The organism is Lachnospira rogosae (ex Hitch et al. 2025), from assembly GCF_040096455.1.
Classification (GTDB): Bacteria; Bacillota; Clostridia; order Lachnospirales; family Lachnospiraceae; genus Lachnospira; species Lachnospira rogosae.
Genome location: NZ_JBBMER010000001.1, coordinates 340,031 through 356,665, shown reverse-complemented (window position 1 = coordinate 356,665; position 16,635 = coordinate 340,031). Strand labels below are relative to the sequence as shown.

The 16,635-nt window shown below is 35.2% G+C and carries 17 protein-coding genes; all 17 read right to left on the bottom strand.

Annotated features, from left to right (window positions below; genetic code table 11):
- Positions 1 to 138: 138 nt before the first annotated feature.
- A complete protein-coding gene (gene aroB / locus WMO14_RS01595) occupies positions 139 to 1,236 on the bottom strand; it encodes a 3-dehydroquinate synthase (RefSeq protein WP_090140011.1) in 1,098 nt (365 codons plus the stop codon).
- A gap of 78 nt (positions 1,237 to 1,314) precedes the next feature.
- A complete protein-coding gene (locus tag WMO14_RS01590; RefSeq protein ID WP_022501775.1) occupies positions 1,315 to 1,851 on the bottom strand; it encodes a cell division protein SepF in 537 nt (178 codons plus the stop codon).
- Between the two features lie 89 nt (positions 1,852 to 1,940).
- Complete coding sequence (locus WMO14_RS01585) at positions 1,941 to 2,636, bottom strand: YggS family pyridoxal phosphate-dependent enzyme (RefSeq protein ID WP_090140047.1); 696 nt, start codon at positions 2,634 to 2,636, stop codon at positions 1,941 to 1,943.
- Positions 2,637 to 2,675: 39 nt separating this feature from the next.
- Complete coding sequence (locus WMO14_RS01580) at positions 2,676 to 4,061, bottom strand: biotin/lipoyl attachment domain-containing protein (protein ID WP_022501777.1); 1,386 nt, start codon at positions 4,059 to 4,061, stop codon at positions 2,676 to 2,678.
- An 84-nt stretch (positions 4,062 to 4,145) separates the two neighbouring features.
- Positions 4,146 to 4,541, bottom strand: a complete 396-nt coding sequence (locus tag WMO14_RS01575) for a methylglyoxal synthase (protein ID WP_022501778.1) — start codon at positions 4,539 to 4,541, stop codon at positions 4,146 to 4,148.
- Between the two features lie 88 nt (positions 4,542 to 4,629).
- The gene (locus tag WMO14_RS01570; RefSeq protein WP_055306595.1) at positions 4,630 to 5,790 is read right to left on the bottom strand and encodes an FtsW/RodA/SpoVE family cell cycle protein; all 1,161 of its coding nucleotides are present in this window, start codon (positions 5,788 to 5,790) and stop codon (positions 4,630 to 4,632) included.
- Positions 5,791 to 5,830: 40 nt separating this feature from the next.
- A complete protein-coding gene (minE, locus tag WMO14_RS01565; protein WP_022501780.1) occupies positions 5,831 to 6,106 on the bottom strand; it encodes a cell division topological specificity factor MinE in 276 nt (91 codons plus the stop codon).
- 53 nt (positions 6,107 to 6,159) lie between these two features.
- The gene (gene minD / locus WMO14_RS01560) at positions 6,160 to 6,972 is read right to left on the bottom strand and encodes a septum site-determining protein MinD (protein ID WP_022501781.1); all 813 of its coding nucleotides are present in this window, start codon (positions 6,970 to 6,972) and stop codon (positions 6,160 to 6,162) included.
- A gap of 138 nt (positions 6,973 to 7,110) precedes the next feature.
- Complete coding sequence (minC, locus tag WMO14_RS01555) at positions 7,111 to 7,902, bottom strand: septum site-determining protein MinC (protein ID WP_022501782.1); 792 nt, start codon at positions 7,900 to 7,902, stop codon at positions 7,111 to 7,113.
- Positions 7,903 to 7,935: 33 nt separating this feature from the next.
- Positions 7,936 to 10,770: a penicillin-binding transpeptidase domain-containing protein gene (locus WMO14_RS01550; RefSeq protein WP_055174712.1), complete on the bottom strand. Its 2,835-nt coding sequence runs from the start codon at positions 10,768 to 10,770 to the stop codon at positions 7,936 to 7,938.
- Positions 10,754 to 11,287 carry a rod shape-determining protein MreD gene (mreD, locus tag WMO14_RS01545; RefSeq protein WP_022501784.1) on the bottom strand — a complete coding sequence of 178 codons (534 nt, stop codon included), beginning with the start codon at positions 11,285 to 11,287 and terminating at the stop codon, positions 10,754 to 10,756. Before mreD ends, WMO14_RS01550 begins: the two co-directional genes overlap by 17 nt.
- A 17-nt stretch (positions 11,288 to 11,304) precedes the next feature.
- Positions 11,305 to 12,147, bottom strand: coding sequence for a rod shape-determining protein MreC (mreC, locus tag WMO14_RS01540; protein ID WP_022501785.1), 843 nt, complete (start codon positions 12,145 to 12,147; stop codon positions 11,305 to 11,307).
- Positions 12,148 to 12,158: 11 nt separating this feature from the next.
- Positions 12,159 to 13,178: a rod shape-determining protein gene (locus tag WMO14_RS01535; protein ID WP_055174709.1), complete on the bottom strand. Its 1,020-nt coding sequence runs from the start codon at positions 13,176 to 13,178 to the stop codon at positions 12,159 to 12,161.
- Positions 13,179 to 13,206: 28 nt separating this feature from the next.
- Positions 13,207 to 13,908, bottom strand: a complete 702-nt coding sequence (gene radC / locus WMO14_RS01530; protein ID WP_022501787.1) for a RadC family protein — start codon at positions 13,906 to 13,908, stop codon at positions 13,207 to 13,209.
- 22 nt (positions 13,909 to 13,930) lie between these two features.
- On the bottom strand, positions 13,931 to 14,203 hold the full coding sequence (locus tag WMO14_RS01525) for a DUF4321 domain-containing protein (RefSeq protein ID WP_022501788.1): 273 nt from the start codon (positions 14,201 to 14,203) through the stop codon (positions 13,931 to 13,933).
- Between the two features lie 133 nt (positions 14,204 to 14,336).
- On the bottom strand, positions 14,337 to 15,614 hold the full coding sequence (locus WMO14_RS01520) for a methionine gamma-lyase family protein (RefSeq protein ID WP_349153155.1): 1,278 nt from the start codon (positions 15,612 to 15,614) through the stop codon (positions 14,337 to 14,339).
- A gap of 29 nt (positions 15,615 to 15,643) precedes the next feature.
- Positions 15,644 to 16,624, bottom strand: a complete 981-nt coding sequence (miaA, locus tag WMO14_RS01515) for a tRNA (adenosine(37)-N6)-dimethylallyltransferase MiaA (protein WP_349153154.1) — start codon at positions 16,622 to 16,624, stop codon at positions 15,644 to 15,646.
- Between the last annotated feature and the right edge of the window lie 11 nt (positions 16,625 to 16,635).

Here is a 16,635-nt window from a genome sequence, read left to right as displayed (position 1 = left end):
ATTATGTTCTCTTTATAAAACAGAATGTGCTTTGCACATTCACACGCCAAGCACGGTCGTTAGCGTTAAACCAGAGCTTCGTGCAAGTGTGTATCATCGTCACATAGTATTTTTATGTAATATGGTGTTTTATTGAAATTACCTATTACATAAAATAACATCTTTTAATGCTGCAAGCATCTCCTCATCTGTTACATCATAGTCAATATAAGCATTACCGATTTCTTTTAAAAGAATAAATTTAATCTTGCCTGCATCCATTTTTTTATCGCTCTTTGACACTTTGACAACATCTTCTGCTGTAATTCCTGTTACATTAAGAGGGAAATCATATAACTTGAACATATCTATTGCATCATTATATGCCTTCTCATCAATATCGCCTCTGTTGACTGATATTCTTAATGCGGCAATCATTCCAAGTGTAACACATTCGCCGTGATAGAGTTTGAAATCCATAAGCTTCTCTATTGCGTGTCCTAATGTATGTCCATAATTAAGAAGTGCCCTGTCGCCTTTTTCTTTAGGATCTTTTTCTACAACTTCTCTCTTTATATTGCAGCTTACATATATCATCTGCTCTAAGGCATCTGAATTTCTGCTCTTAATATTACTGATATTATCTCTTAACCATTCATAATATGCGGCATCTTTAATAAGGCCGTGCTTGATTATTTCACCAAAACCAGAATTGAATAATCTGTCTGAGAGGCTCTTAAGCACTGATATATTCATATATACAAGCTTAGGCTGGTAAAATGCTCCTACCATATTCTTGTATGCTCTGAAATCAACACCTGTCTTTCCACCAATACTTGAATCAACCTGTGCAAGAAGAGATGTGGGAACCTGTATAAAGCTTATTCCTCTAAGATATGTAGCTGCTGTAAATCCAGTTAAATCTCCAACAACACCACCACCAAGTGCTACAAGCATATCTTTTCTATCAAAATGGTTCTTAATAAGAAACTCATATACATCTTCAACTGTATCAAGATTCTTGTTAGCCTCGCCAGCTTCAAATACAAATGTAAATACCTTATTGCCAGTCTTTAATAACTGTTCTTCTATATGCTTCGCATATAAAGGTGCAACATTGCTGTCAGACACAATACAGAGTTTTCTTCCTGTAACTCCTAACTTATCAAATTCTTCTGCTAACTTATCAAAGCTCTGTTCAATAACAATATTATATAAAGGCTTTCCTTCGTATTTAACATTAATACACTTAGACATAATATTCTCCAATCCAATCTTAGTAATAACTAAACTGCCACTCCTTGCAAACCAAAGAGTGGCAGTAATATAAATTATCTAGAACTTTGTATCATTCTTAAATGATGTAAGATCAATACCACCAGCTACTATCTCAGGAATATCGCCTGAAATATCCACATTAGGAGGTGTAACAAGGAATATGTAATTGGTAATCTTCTGTAAATTACCTCTTATCGAATAACACGAGCCTGCCGAATAATCAATTATTCTCTGTGCAATCTCAACGTGAATTCCTTCAAGATTAAGTACAACAGCCTTACCACTTAAAAGCGTATCTGTTATCTCACTTGCATCTTCCATAGACTCTGGTCTGATAACAACTACTTCAAGACCTCTCGCTGTCTGCTTAATTGGAACAACCTTTCCTCTTGAGTTCTTAGGCTTGTCGCTCATTGTAAATGAAGTTGATGTATCTTCATCATCTGACTTCTTAGAACCTGAAAAAAGCTTCTTTCTTGCTGAAGGCTTATCATCATCTTCGTCATCATCAAATTCTTCATCGTAATCGTAATCATCATCAAATTCATCATCCTGAACCTTGAAAAGATTCAAAAATCCATCAACAAAACTCATAACATCTCTCCCTAATATATTATAATATTACATTAATTATAGTAACTAAAAATCTTATCCTTCTGTATCAACACACATATGTCTTTATCTTACGCATTACCATAATCTCTATGTCCGAATATAGCAGTACCAACTCTTATATGAGTAGCACCTTCTTCAACAGCTATAACATAATCATTAGTCATACCCATTGAAAGCACATCCATATTGATATTATCAATGTTTTTAGCATTAATGTCAACACATAATTGCTTTAATTGTCTGAAATAACACCTATTATCTTCGGGATTTTCTACATATGGAGCACTTGTCATCAATCCACGGACTCTAATTCCACTAAATCCACTAATTGCTCTAACAAACGCTTCAACTTCTTCTGGTTTAAAACCAAATTTATTAAGTTCGCCTGCAACATTTACTTCAATTAAAATGTCAGCTATAATCCCTTTTTTAACAGCCTCCTGATTAACAGCCTCTGCTAATCTTAATGAATCAACCGAATGAATCATAGAAGCCCTGCCAACAACATATTTAACTTTATTACGCTGTAAATGTCCTATCATATGCCATACTATATCTTTAGGAAGAGCATCAACTTTATCTACCATTTCCTGAACATAATTCTCTCCAAACTGGTGTTCACCACATTCATATATCTGCATTATATCTTCCTGTGGCTTAGTCTTGCTTACTGCAATAAGGCACACTTCACTCTTATCACGTCCGCTCCTCTCGCAAGCTGCTTTAATATTCTTCTTAACAGCTTCATAATTAGATTTTAGCATTTCATTATGATTATCCAACATAGCAATTCTCCATTCTGATTAATATATCATTTCATTTGGCTGGTATTTCAATGCGTCTAATATAATTCGGTCATACACTGATATTCCGTGTGTAAGATTTTGCTTGACAATATAATATTCATTATTCTCATCAATAATCTCAACCGGACAGAATATTGTATATCCGGTATTAACACAATATACACCTTTTAACTTCTTCGTTGCCCCGATAACATACCTTGATGCAGAGTCTGGCATTACAACCGCAATTCCTGATTCCCAGTCTGACTTGCTTACATACACATAATCATCAGTAAGCTTGTATATATCTGCTTCAACAAATGTAGTTATAAGATTACCATTATCATATTTCTCACATATAAATCCCTGATTACTGCTGTTACCACCTTTTGTAAGGTAAGACCTTGGAATTTCGTAGAATTCATTTTCTGTAACTGCTGACACAGGTATCTTCATACCACTCTTACCAGTTGTAACAAGCTCAATATCAAGAAATCTTTCCTGTGCATATCTTATCATATAGCTGTCTAGTGATAACTTTCCATAATAGCCATCGCTCTTCTCTATAATAGAAAAACCACATTTTACTGTCATATTATCTTTCTTAATCTTAATATTAAGGCTTTTCTTAGAAGCCAGTCCATACTCATCAATATCATCTTTAGATAACCTGATAAGCATATACCAGTCTTCACTTGTAACTATCTTATAAGCAGGATTACCTGATACAATAAGTGATTCACCTTTTAAATTATTCTTATTATAGTTATCTTTATTGAAATCATTAGTTGTTACATTGTTGTCATTAATCTGTTCGTATCCGTCAACCGCATATACAACAATACCATTGCTTTCAGCTGTTACTGTCTGGAAAAGGTTCTGGCTTCCTGTATTCTCTACAATAGAATCAAGGTTAGCAACAACATTTTCATTAATAGACTGTAATACAGTCACATTAAGGTCTGATTTCAGGTCATATACATATGTAAAATCACTTCCATCATAATCAGTCTTATAATTATTGAGTGTCGTCTTAATATCTGATAAATTCTTCTCTGAAAGTGAATTCTCACCTAATTTGTTATATGAAGAAAGTATCTCTGATACCCTGCCGGTTTCATCGACAGTATAAATGGTATCGCCCTTCTTAACTCTCGTCCCTTCCCGCTGGTAATAATTGACATTGCCAGAATAAGGCGAATTGTATACACTTTCCTCTCTTACTGCTAACGCTGTAAATACAGCATTATTCGTTAATGAACCTACGTTAACTTCATATGTCTGAACCTTTGCTTTGGTTGTATACAACACAAAAAAACATATTATATAAATAAGTACAAGGGCAAATATAAATGCCACAGCCCGTGGTCTTCTTTTATACCTGACTACTTTATTACCTGGCATAACTCCTCCCTTAATCATTAATAATACATCAAAAGCTACCGTTCTTGTTCAAACGGCAGCTTATATTTTAATAATTCTCACTGATTATTGATATATTTCTCTCCATTCCATATCGCCTCTTTCCAGCGACTTAATCAATAATTCTGCTGTGGCAAGATTAGTTGCTAATGGAATATTATACATATCACACAGCATACATATATTATTAGAATCTGGTTCATGAAGATTTGGTGATTCCACATCTCTTAGGAAAATGACAAGATCAAGCTGATTATGCTCAATCTGGGCACAAAGCTGCTGGTCACCACCAAGATGTCCTGCAAGGAACTTGTGTATAGAAAGATTAGTAACTTCTTCTACAAGTCTTCCTGTTGTACCCGTCGCAAATAACTGATTCTTGTTTAGAATTCCTTTGTATGCAATACAGAAATTCTGCATTAATTTCTTCTTTGAATTATGTGCTATTAAACCAATGTTCATAAGAACCCCCTATCTTATGCTGTTATTTTATCAAGATTGCATTTTAATGCTATGGCTTGTTACAGCCAATATCTTTAATACTTATCTATTATCCACGGAAATCATCTGCAAATATCTCATCATCTCTGTCGACATTTCTTTGCAGATTGATATTCAACACAATTCCCATTGCCGCAAATAAATTAACAAGTGATGTTACGCCACAACTAAAAAATGGAAGTGGCAAACCTGTATTAGGCAGAAGCTTTGTAACAACGCCTATATTAATAAACGTCTGGAATGCTATATACGCCGCTACACCGCAGCATATCAGCCGCCCTTCTAAGTCCTTAGCCCTTACTGCTGTAATTATACACTCTATTACGATAGTAAACAACAAAAAAATTGTAATTAAGCAGCCTACAAATCCAAGTTCTTCACCTATAACCGCAAATATAAAGTCATTCTGCGCTTCTGCTATATATCCGGCATTCTTAAGTGAAGATGGATCTTCATTATTAAGGCCTTTACCTGATAACTGTCCTGAACCTATTGCCTGAACCGCATAATTCTGCTGATATACACCAGCACTTACCGTTCCATCAGTAGAATCACTTCCGTATATGAAATCGACAATACGATTTCTCTGATATTGTTCCATAAATATAGGATCCGGTGTAGCAATAATGTATACAAGAAATGCTGCTATAAGTGGAACTACAACAAGCAGCACCATACCAATTATCTTATAACTTATCCCTGCACAGAATATAATAGTAACTACTATAAGAACAACCATAACAGTGGTAGATAAATCTGGTTCTTTAACTATAAGCAGTATAGGAACTAAAAGTACAAGTGCAATTATGACAAGAAACTTCCACGTATTAAGCCTGTCCTTATACATAGATATTACCTTAGCTAAGAATATGGCTATAATAAGCTTCATAAACTCTGAAGGCTGTATCTGAAAAGATGTACCTATGCCAAGCCATCTTTTCGCACCGTGGCTTGATTTACCTATAAGAAGTACAAGAACAAGCAGTATATTGCCTATTGCATACCAAAGCCAGTAATATTTAGTTATAAATTTGTAATCAACAAATGATATAAAAATCATCATTAAATATGCTGCAGCCATACCAGCACCCTGCTTTATGGTATAACTTGAATTAGCACTGTTTACAACCATTAACGCATATATACAGGTAATTGTTATCAAAGCAATAAGCCTGAAATTATACGATCTTAGTTTATATTTTTTAAACATAAATTCTCCACCACAATAATCCTTATTTGATTACACGTGATTATTTGTCACTATTTCTCATATCCTTAATTGGAATATTAGCATAGATTGCAGGTACAGAACCATTATCACCTTCTGATTCTGTAGATGTTATCTGGATATCAAGTCCTTCTGCATCTATTACCATGTATTTTGAAATAACTTTAATTATGTCATTTTTTATCATTTCCATAACTTCAGGAGAGCAATTAGCCCTGTCAGATACGAGCAAAAGCTTAAGTCTGTCTTTTGCTACATCACCAGAACCCTTCTTCTTAAATAAATCAAGTAAACTCATATCTTCTTCCATTCTGCCATATATGGCTCATATACTTAAGGCCTGAATTGGTCTTAGTTCTTTTTATCACCCTTAAAGAGTGATGATAACTTCTTAAAGAATCCACCCTTGCCATTAAGATCAAGGAAAGGTACATCTTCACCGAGAATTCTATGACATATATTCATATATGCCTGTCCAGCCATACTGCTGTCACCTACTAAAGGCTGACCCTTGTTAGTAGCAACTACAATATTCTCATCATCTGGAACAGCACCTATTACATTGAGCTGTAAAATGTCGTTGACATCTGCGATTGACATCATCTCACCTCTGTTGACCATATCCATTCTTATTCTGTTGACAATTAAATCCTCGCGGTCTTTTAAGCCATTAGCATCTAATAAACCTACAATTCTGTCAGCATCACGGATAGCTGAGACTTCTGGAGTAGTTACAACTAAAGCTCTGTCAGCTGCAACTATGGCATTCTGGAAGCCCTGCTCAATACCGGCTGGGCAATCAAGTAATATGTAATCAAAGTTCTCTGGATCTGCTTTAATCTCATCTACAAGCTTAATCATCTGTTCAGGTGAAATAGCTGACTTATCCCTTGTCTGTGCTGTTGGAAGAAGATACAGATAAGGGCATCTCTTATCTGTAATCATAGCCTGCTTTAAACGACAGTTACCCTCTACAACATCTACAAGATTGTATACAATTCTATTCTCAAGTCCAAGTACTACATCAAGGTTTCTAAGGCCTGTATCTGTATCAATCATAACAACCTTTTTTCCAAGCTTAGCAAGACCAGTACCTATATTAGCTGTAGTTGTAGTCTTACCTACGCCGCCTTTTCCTGACGTAACAACAATAACTTCACTCATTTTATTTCCTCCAAAATTAATATATTAAGTAAATAAATACACAATAAAATAATTATGCGTAATTTTGCTCATTAAATCAAGACTTTTTTTGAATTTATGAACATTTATTCTAAAATAAACCTGTTTACACATTCAAATTTATAAATGAATATCTTCAAGTACATCCTGTGCAAAATCTTCAACATATATATTGCCTTCAAATACATATGCTATCTTAGGCTGTACGCCTTTGACCTTACTCTTTAATCTCTTCTTTATAACAACAGGAGCATCTGAACTTCTGGCTATAACATCTGCAATCTTAATCTGCATAGGATCCATATCAAGAGCAACAACAAATGCATTCTCATTGCCATTGGCACCTGCATATATATTGCCTCTTAAGCTTCCTAATACGATAACATTGCCACACGCTATAACCTTGCCACCCGGATTAACATCTCCAAGTATTACTACACTACTCTCTGTTTCAAGAACTTGTCCTGATCTTAATGTTCCTTTATAGAACTGGCATAATGGCTGTGTAAGTGTATTATCTGTCGATACATCATCTATGCTGGCACTGGAAAATACACGGCTGTGCATAACCTCTTCATTTGTATTATCATATGGTACATCTGGCAATATGCCATCTCCGGCAACCTTGGCGATTGCTCTTGCGTACACTTCATCTTTATCCTTGTTGTGTTCCATCAGACACACAATGTTAATATCCGACTCCTCAGATATAATATCAAGAATTTCCTGCTCCTCGTTGTCAGTAAGATTTCTTCCTTCAAGTGATAATGCAAGATTGGCTTTTTCAAAGAATTTGGCTGACGCCGCAAATTTGGTTCTTATTCTGTCTTTGAGCTCGTCAAATCCAAGATTATCATCGAGTTTAACAGTAATTCCATTCTTACTTCCCTTGATTACTACTGAGTTATCCAACTATCTTCACCCCTTATTTAATATTATTTATAACTATTCCATTCCATAATATATCTTATACACATCTGCTGTCAAATCCATAGATGTTGTTGATGAGTATCCGTGCTGGATACATACTGATACACATATCTGCGGATCATCGTATGGAGAATATGTTACAAGTAATGAATGGTCTGGTTCGTTAGTATTTTCCTGTGCAGTACCTGACTTAGCTGCAATCTTTAAACCAAGCTTGGCTATTGTTGAATATGAATTACCTGCGAGCATCATACCCTCGTGTACTGTACTCCATATATTACTGCTTAGTTCAACCTGATGATCAACATCAGCGTGATTATCTTCAATAAGATTACCATCAGAATCTGTAATCTTATCTACTAGTGTAAGATTATAGCAGGTTCCTGATGTAGCTATAGTTGTTACATATCTTGCAAGGTTTAATGTACTGTATTTGTGGTTACCCTGACCGATAGCTGAAGCAACTGAGTTAGTATTAGAAGCCATTGGCTCACTTTCCTCAATTTCAACACCTGCTTTAGTCGATAAACCCAAAAGGTCTGAGTATTTCTGTAATATAGTTGTTCCGTAAGTACTGTTATAATTGCCATTCTTACTGCACGCAAGATTATAACCTACATTATAGAAGAATACATTACAGGAATCTCTTATCGCTGTTGCAGCCACTTCGCCACCATGTCCTGATAATCTCCAGCATTTTGGTGATGGTGTTACTTTATCAAATGAACCAGAACAATAAAATGTAGTTCCAGATGATATTATACCTGTATCCATACCTGCTATAGTTGTGCATGGCTTGTATGTTGAACCGGGTGCAGTAAATGACTGTGTTGCCCTGTTTAACATAGGACTTGCCTTATCATTAATAAGACTGTTGAAATACTTGGCATCAACGCTTCCTGACAGCTTGTTATTATCATAGCTTGGATAAGATACCATTGCTATGATATCACCATTCTTAGGATTTGTTACAACAGCAGATGCTGAACAAGGTTCTAATGCAAGCTGGGCAGGAGTTATTATTTTATTAGATATCGCATATGTCATAAAATCATATGCTCCAAGGCTTCCTGCTGCTAATGCTGAATATCTTGAATTCTCAGAATTCATATCAAGCACTCCCTGTTCATACAAAAGCATACATACCTGTCTTCCTGATATAGAACCAGAATTAATCATATATTTATACATTTTCTTATAAAATGAAGTATCTTCCCTTAAATATCCATCAATATAATCAAGAAGTGCATCATATGATTCTTGTAAACTTGTGTACTGTTCAGTAGAGAAAACATTAAGATTAATCCAATTCTTAGCTATTCCGTGTGTCAGAAGTTCTTTAAGACTTGTTCCATCTGCCTGTGTCCAGTCCTTATATACATCATCTGTTGTATCGACATTAGATGTATTAAATACCCCTCTGTCTTTAAGGCTTGTATACACATACCATATATAAAGCTGCTGTTCTTCGTTTAGCTTTCCATAAGGTGTATCACCGTCAGCTAACTCACTTCGTATCCAGTCCATTGTACTGTCCTGTTTTGAAAGAAAAGCTGAATAAACCTGTGCCTCCGTGTCTGTACTCTGTTCAGCGATATGCTTTATTGACACAATATTGTTATCAATAAGTGCAAAATATACTTCTTTAGCAAGAATGTATACAGTATCTACACTTCCGTTAGAAGTATATGAATACTTGGTATCACCACTTGTCATATAAGTAAGAAGTATCTGTACAAGTCTGTCCTCAATTGCATTATATAGATTTTTCTGAAGATTAATATCGATTGTAAGGTACACATCATTGCCAGTCTCCGGGTCTGTCTCACCAAGTACCTCTGTAATTCGTCCTACTGTATCTACATAAACCTGTCGTTCACCCTTAGTACCTGAAAGCACTGATTCCATACTCTTCTCAATGCCACTCTTACCCACAGTATCGTTACTGTCGTACTTATCTCCAAGTGTTTCTAACTCGCTTGTAGATACTGTACCTGTGTATCCTAATATCTGTGAGCAATATACACTGTCCACATATCTTCTTATATATTGTTCTTCTACTGTAACACCTGTCAGATCATCTGAACTCTCAAGTATTGCCGCAACAGTTTCATCTGATACCTCATTGGCAATTGTAAAAGAAATGTATCTGTTATATGAATTAGCAGACATATATCTTCTTAAATTAACAATCATAAGTGCATGGTCAACAGAAAAACCTGCTGCTTCTACCATATACCCCTGTGATTTAAGGAAACTAACTGTTGATGAAAGAACCGTTGCCTGATTTTTTGAACTATCAGACGCAACAACAACCTCATACTTTTCACATAACTGTCTGAAAAGCTCCTGTGCTGTTACATTTCTTTCTTCATCACTAAGCTCACTTATTGAACGTTTGCCATATATATCCCTTAAAAATCTTAAAAGTTCATTATCCTTTATATTGAATACATACTGTCCGTCTTCATATACAATAGGAAAATCATTAGAATATGTATCTCCCTTTGCCTCAATAATATCAAGTGTCTTATCTATTGAAGCATTAAGCTTTTCATTCTTCTCTGCGTTATTGTTATATTTACCGCTGTCACTTATTCTTACGGCATATGCAAGGTCATTATAAGCAAGAAGCACACCATTCTTGTCGAATATTCTTCCTCTTGTCGCCGCAACGCTCATATCTTTCTGTATAGAACTTGATAAATCTTTTACATAAGACTCTCCATTGATTATCTGCAATCCAAACAGCCTGTTAATAAGCACGCCTACCAATATGGCAAATACCAATATAAGTGGAAAAATTCTTGATTTGAAAAGACTTAATATATACTCAAATACTTCCTTCATCTAATATACCTTTTTTCCTTTTCTTCCATTGAATATCTAATATTGAATCGAACTTCATCAAAGGATAATACAATACCAATGCTACAACTAATGTATACACAACCTCCGGCATAATAAATCTTCTTAAAAAGAAGTCTACATTCAGCCTGTTGTGTAATAAGAAATTGCCTATATATGATAAAAATTCAAAAACAAAATCAGATGCCATTATCATTGCCAATGGAATAAGGACTTCAACCTTCTCATATTCTTTATAAAATATTCCCGAAAAATATCCTATGTATACAAAAACCAATGCTGAAAATCCAAACAGTGAAGAAAAGAAAAGATCATACATAACACCTGATAAGAAGCCTACTAACATTCCTTCATTCCTGCCTTTAAAAAAGCCAAACAGCACCGGCAGTATTATAAGCAGATTAGGTGTAATGCCACCTATTCCGATAGCATTGCCAAATGTAACCTGTATCAGATAAAATAATAATATTAAAATTATTTCTGCAACTTTCCTTTTCATAACACTCCTGCTTTAAATCACTGATTTTTCATTTCCGTTATAATAAGTACCTCTTGAAGATTATTAAAATCAACTGCTGGGACAAGATAACCTGACTGTGTCAGATTATTAGAGTCCGCTGTTACATCCTTTGCATATCCTATAAGAATTCCCTGAAGATATTTGTCGCTGATATTGGAAGTAACTATCTTATCACCATTTCTTACTGTTATATCAGCCTTAATATGGTTAAGATGTACAAGACCACTGTCAGAAAGCTCAATATCTCCCTCAACTATACAGGTATCATTAGTATCTATTAACATTCCACTTACTGAATTATTATCTTCAATAATTGTCTTGACTATGGAATAATTCTTTCCTACCTCAGCAACTATTCCAACAAGACCACCACTTGCAATAACATTCATATCTTTCTTAATTCCGTCATCAAGGCCTTTATCTACTTTAAATGCCTTAGACCAGTTATCTGTTGTAACACCGATAACTCTTGCACCTACTTTAGTATAGCCCGGATACTTCTCGTCAAGCTTATATAGCTCTCTAAGACGTGTAAGTTCATAGGAATCCTGTCTTAACTGGTTGTTCTCTTCTGTCAGATTATCTATCTGGTTCTTTAACTCATTATTCTCGTCTAATACAACTGAGATTTCCTGTAAAGTAGTAACTTTATCATAGGTCCAAAGTCCAAGATTATTCATTCCCTTCTGCAACGGAACAACAACCATAGAAACAGCATTTCTTAAAGGTGCTACAAGACTATCTGTAAAGAAGCTTGTTGAAACAAATATTATACATACAACCGTCACTGCAATAAGAATGTATCTTGATGTCATATATGAAGATAATTTTTTTCTCATATTACCTGTCCTTAATCATAATTTTTATCTTGTGGAGTATATGCAACCTTAGAAAACTGTGGGTTATTTACTACTCCTATAAGACCTCTTACAACACTTTCAGAAGGCTGGTCTACGATATTAACATTAAGATTAGTCTCCTGCTTTATAAACTGTTCAAGATTGTTAATCTGTGATGTACCACCTGATACATATACACCATTCTTAATAATATCAGCTGCAAGTTCTGGTGGAGTTCTCTCAAGTATAACTTTGATTGCATCCATAATTGAGTGAAGTGCATCAACAATCGCATTATAGACAACATCTGATGATACATCTACGCTTACAGGAAGTCCTGAAAGTACATTACGTCCAAAGCCGAGTGCAAATGTTTCTTCAACCTTTACCGCACTTCCAAGTTCCTTCTTTAAGCTTTCTGCTGTCTTGCTTCCTATTACAAGATTGTATACCTTTTTAACATTATTGATAATGCAGTCATCAAGCTTATTACCACCAATCTTGATTGACTTGCTTATTACAATACCACCTAATGACAATACAGAGATTTCTGTTGTCTCTGCACCGATATTAACCATCATAATACCTCTTGACTTAGTTACATCAAGACCTGCACCGATTGCATCTGCAACTGGCTTATCAACGATATATATATTCTTGGCTTTAACCTTTGAATCAGCAACAAGTTCATAAAATGCTCTCTTTTCTACTTCAGTAACATCAGTAGGAACTGCAATATAGAAATCATTATTGCCTGTATTCTTCTTATCTCCATTAACCTTATTAAAGAAATTAAGAAGCAAAGTCTGCATATTCTCAATATCTGCAATCACACCAAACTTAACCGGGAACGAAACATCAATATTCTCTGGTGCCTTCTCATACATTTCATATGCTTCATCACCAAATGCTAAAAGGTCTTTCTTATTAGCAATGGCTATAATGTTCTTCTCATTTAATATTGTATCTTTTTCTTTACAGCACATTTTAAAATTACTTGTACCAATATCAATTCCATATACGTTAGACATATTTTCTTCCTTTCCTGTAGCAACAATTCTATTGTCTCAAATAACCACATTCATTAAGACTTGTGAAATTATTATCTCCAATAATTATATGATCTATCAGATGTATTCCAAGAATAAGCCCCGCCTTTCTTATCTGCTCTGTAACACTTATATCCTGCGGACTTGGTGCTGGATCACCGCTTGGGTGGTTGTGAATAAGAACTATGCTTACCGCTTTGTTCTTACAAGCCTCACTAAACACCTCTTTAACTGAAACAAGTGAGCTGTTCACCGTTCCGATTGATATAACACTGTCCTTAATAAGATTAAGCCTGCTGTCAAGCATTACAAGAACAAGACGTTCTTTGGTTAAATGTCTCATATCCTGCATATAATACTCAGCAATAGCATATGGCGATGAAAAATCCAGTCTTTTCCCTGCTGACTGCTTGGCAAGTCTTCTTGACAACTCACAGATACACTTTAACTGTGCCGCCTTCGCAAGCCCTATTCCCTTGATATCCATAAGTTCATCAATAGACATATCAAATAGTCCTAACAATCCTTTGTTATGGGACTTGTCAAGAATATCCTTTGCAAGCTCTCCCGCAGGCTTTCCTGATACACCAGTCTTTATTATCGCTGCGATAAGCTCCGTATCAGTAAGCGACTGTTCACCAAGTGCTATACATTTCTCGTATGGTCTTAAGTCTTTAATACAATCTTTGTCACATATTAAATTGTCATTCATAAAATCTTAGATAAGATTTACCCTAAATAAATTTATATATAACAATTGCGAGTATAACGCCAATAATACTGGCAATTGTTATCTTAATCTGAATTGAAAATGTAAGAACAATAAATCCCAGATTAAGAATAACAGGACTCTCCATAAGTCCCGCCCCAAATGACTGGCCATATGAAAGCCAGCTAAGTGCTGGTATGCCCGATGTTATCTCAGCTATAAGCCCACCCAGCACAATACCTATAAGAATGAACAGTATAAGAAACCAGCCATTCTTGTACTTGGAAATACTACTCATATTCCTCCATTCTTGCGTATTAATATTAATAATACGCTAACATTTTATCAACTTTTTTATAAGAATACAATATTAACTATTCAATATATTATAATATTATTAAAAAACTGACTAATGTAGTATAACACAATTACTAAATCTTAAGAAGCCCTTTTTCATACATTTTCTGCATACTCATCATAATTCCAAGCTTAGCGTGGTACCATGTAAGACCACCCTGGAAATATACAGCATATGGTTCTTTTACAGGACCATCCGCACTAAGTTCTATTGATGACCCCTGTACAAATGCACCTGCTGCCATAATAACATCTGAATCATAACCTGGCATTGCCCAAGGCTCAGGTGTTACAAAGCTGTCAACTGGTGCTGCTGCCTGAATACCCTTACAGAAAGCTATAAGACCTTCCTCTGATTTTAACTCAACTGCCTGAATAATGTCATATCTTTCCTCTGTGGCATCAGGGACGCACTTAAATCCAGCCTTTTCATATACATTTGCTGCAAATACAGCGCCCTTAAGTGCACCGGCAACTACAGTTGGTGCAAGGAATAATCCCTGATAGAAATCTTTGTTGACACCAATTGTTGCACCAACCTCTTTTCCAAGACCCGGTGAAGATAATCTGTAAGCTGCCTGTTCAATGCAGTCTTTTCTTCCTGCTATATATCCTCCACAAGGTGCAAGTCCGCCACCTGGATTTTTAATAAGTGAACCGACAACCATATCCGCACCGACTTCTGATGGTTCAATCTTCTCAACAAATTCACCATAACAGTTATCTACCATACATATAACGTCTGGTTTGATATCTTTAATAAAATGTATAAGCTCGCCAATTCTTTCAACAGATAATGTCGGACGCGTTGCATAACCCTTAGAACGCTGTATGGTAACAAGCTTAGTCTTTTCATTAATAGCTTTTCTTATTCCATCATAATCAAAGCTTCCGTCATCTAACAGATCAACCTGTCTGTATGATATATTGTATTCTGCAAGACTTCCCTTTGATGGTCTTATTCCTATAATCTCATCCATAGTATCATACGGCTTTCCAACTGGTGATAAAAGTTCATCACCTGGTCTTAAATTAGATGAGATAGCTACATTTAAAGCATGTGTTCCACATATAATCTGTGGTCTTACAAGTGCATCCTCTGTCTTGAATATATCTGCATATACTCTCTCAAGAGTATCTCTTCCCTCATCATTATATCCATATCCGCTAGTACCTGAAAGGTGCATCTCTGCAACCCTGTTCTTCTGCATAACTGCGATAACCTTTAACTGATTATACTCAGCCACTTCATCAATAGCTTCAAATCGTTCCTTTAAATTTTCAAGTACATTATTGCCATAATTGTATACAGCTTCATCAATTCCAAGCTGTCCGCAATACATTTCCTTCATTATCTTTCTCCCTGATTGTTAATTTTGCATTACTTAATAATACCACTATCTTTAAGCTTATCAAGCATATAATCCATAATTTTAACGCAATCATAATCATATTCGTTAATATTAATCCAGTCAATAACTTTTTCTCTCCTGAACCACGTAAGCTGTCTTTTTGCAAAATGTCTTGTATCACCTTTAATCTGTTCCTTTAATAAGGCGATACCATTTTCATCAATAGTGCTTCCATAAGGCTTACCTGAGGTATCCCAGTAATCAAGAATTTCTTTATAGCCTATGCCCTGCATAGAAGTATTATCCCTGCCTATGCCCATTTTGGTAAGCAACTGCATTTCATCAATAAGACCATCATCGAACATAATATCAACTCTTTTATTAATCCTCTCATAAAGATTATCCCTTATGTCATTAAGAACAAAATATTTATAATTATATGGTGAATCTTTTTTTCTCTGCTCCTCGTTGTGTTCAGATATTCTGTTGCCAGTCTGCTTGTAATATTCCAGTGCCCTTACAACTCTTTTTACATTTCTGTAATGTATGCTCTCTGCTGATTTAGGATCCACATTTTTTAACATCTCATAAAGATACACAGCACCTTTTTCTTTTTCAAGCTGGTATAACTCCTGTCTATACGATGTATCCGCATCGTTGTCTTCAAATTCTATATCATACAATAAAGCCTGTATATAAAATCCTGTACCACCTACAATCATAGGTATATAGCCGTCATTTCTTATCTGTTCTATAGCCTTTAGTGCTTTTTCTTTAAATATTGTGACATTAAACTCCTCTGTAGGTTCTATTTCGTCTATAAGATAATGCTTTACGCCTTGCATTTCAGAAGATGTAATCTTAGCAGTTCCTATGTCCATATGCCTGTATACCTGCATAGAGTCTGCACTTATTATCTGTGCCCCAATCTTTTTTGCAAGTTTAATAGAAAGTGAAGTCTTTCCGACAGCAGTTGGCCCTGTAAGTATAATTAAAGGTTGTTTACACATACACTATTCCC

What these genes read in the sequence shown, in the direction of transcription:
- WMO14_RS01585 (WP_090140047.1), bottom strand. Translation starts at nt 2,636, where the DNA reads ATGCTAAAATCTAATTATGAAGCTGTTAAGAAGAATATTAAAGCAGCT.
- minE (WP_022501780.1), bottom strand. Translation starts at nt 6,106, where the DNA reads ATGAGTTTACTTGATTTATTTAAGAAGAAGGGTTCTGGTGATGTAGCA.
- WMO14_RS01550 (WP_055174712.1), bottom strand. Translation starts at nt 10,770, where the DNA reads ATGAAGGAAGTATTTGAGTATATATTAAGTCTTTTCAAATCAAGAATT.
- aroB (WP_090140011.1), bottom strand. Translation starts at nt 1,236, where the DNA reads ATGTCTAAGTGTATTAATGTTAAATACGAAGGAAAGCCTTTATATAAT.
- miaA (WP_349153154.1), bottom strand. Translation starts at nt 16,624, where the DNA reads ATGTGTAAACAACCTTTAATTATACTTACAGGGCCAACTGCTGTCGGA.
- WMO14_RS01590 (WP_022501775.1), bottom strand. Translation starts at nt 1,851, where the DNA reads ATGAGTTTTGTTGATGGATTTTTGAATCTTTTCAAGGTTCAGGATGAT.
- minD (WP_022501781.1), bottom strand. Translation starts at nt 6,972, where the DNA reads ATGAGTGAAGTTATTGTTGTTACGTCAGGAAAAGGCGGCGTAGGTAAG.
- WMO14_RS01520 (WP_349153155.1), bottom strand. Translation starts at nt 15,614, where the DNA reads ATGAAGGAAATGTATTGCGGACAGCTTGGAATTGATGAAGCTGTATAC.
- mreD (WP_022501784.1), bottom strand. Translation starts at nt 11,287, where the DNA reads ATGAAAAGGAAAGTTGCAGAAATAATTTTAATATTATTATTTTATCTG.
- WMO14_RS01575 (WP_022501778.1), bottom strand. Translation starts at nt 4,541, where the DNA reads ATGAACATTGGTTTAATAGCACATAATTCAAAGAAGAAATTAATGCAG.
- mreC (WP_022501785.1), bottom strand. Translation starts at nt 12,147, where the DNA reads ATGAGAAAAAAATTATCTTCATATATGACATCAAGATACATTCTTATT.
- radC (WP_022501787.1), bottom strand. Translation starts at nt 13,908, where the DNA reads ATGAATGACAATTTAATATGTGACAAAGATTGTATTAAAGACTTAAGA.
- WMO14_RS01525 (WP_022501788.1), bottom strand. Translation starts at nt 14,203, where the DNA reads ATGAGTAGTATTTCCAAGTACAAGAATGGCTGGTTTCTTATACTGTTC.
- WMO14_RS01580 (WP_022501777.1), bottom strand. Translation starts at nt 4,061, where the DNA reads ATGCCAGGTAATAAAGTAGTCAGGTATAAAAGAAGACCACGGGCTGTG.
- WMO14_RS01570 (WP_055306595.1), bottom strand. Translation starts at nt 5,790, where the DNA reads ATGTTTAAAAAATATAAACTAAGATCGTATAATTTCAGGCTTATTGCT.
- WMO14_RS01535 (WP_055174709.1), bottom strand. Translation starts at nt 13,178, where the DNA reads ATGTCTAACGTATATGGAATTGATATTGGTACAAGTAATTTTAAAATG.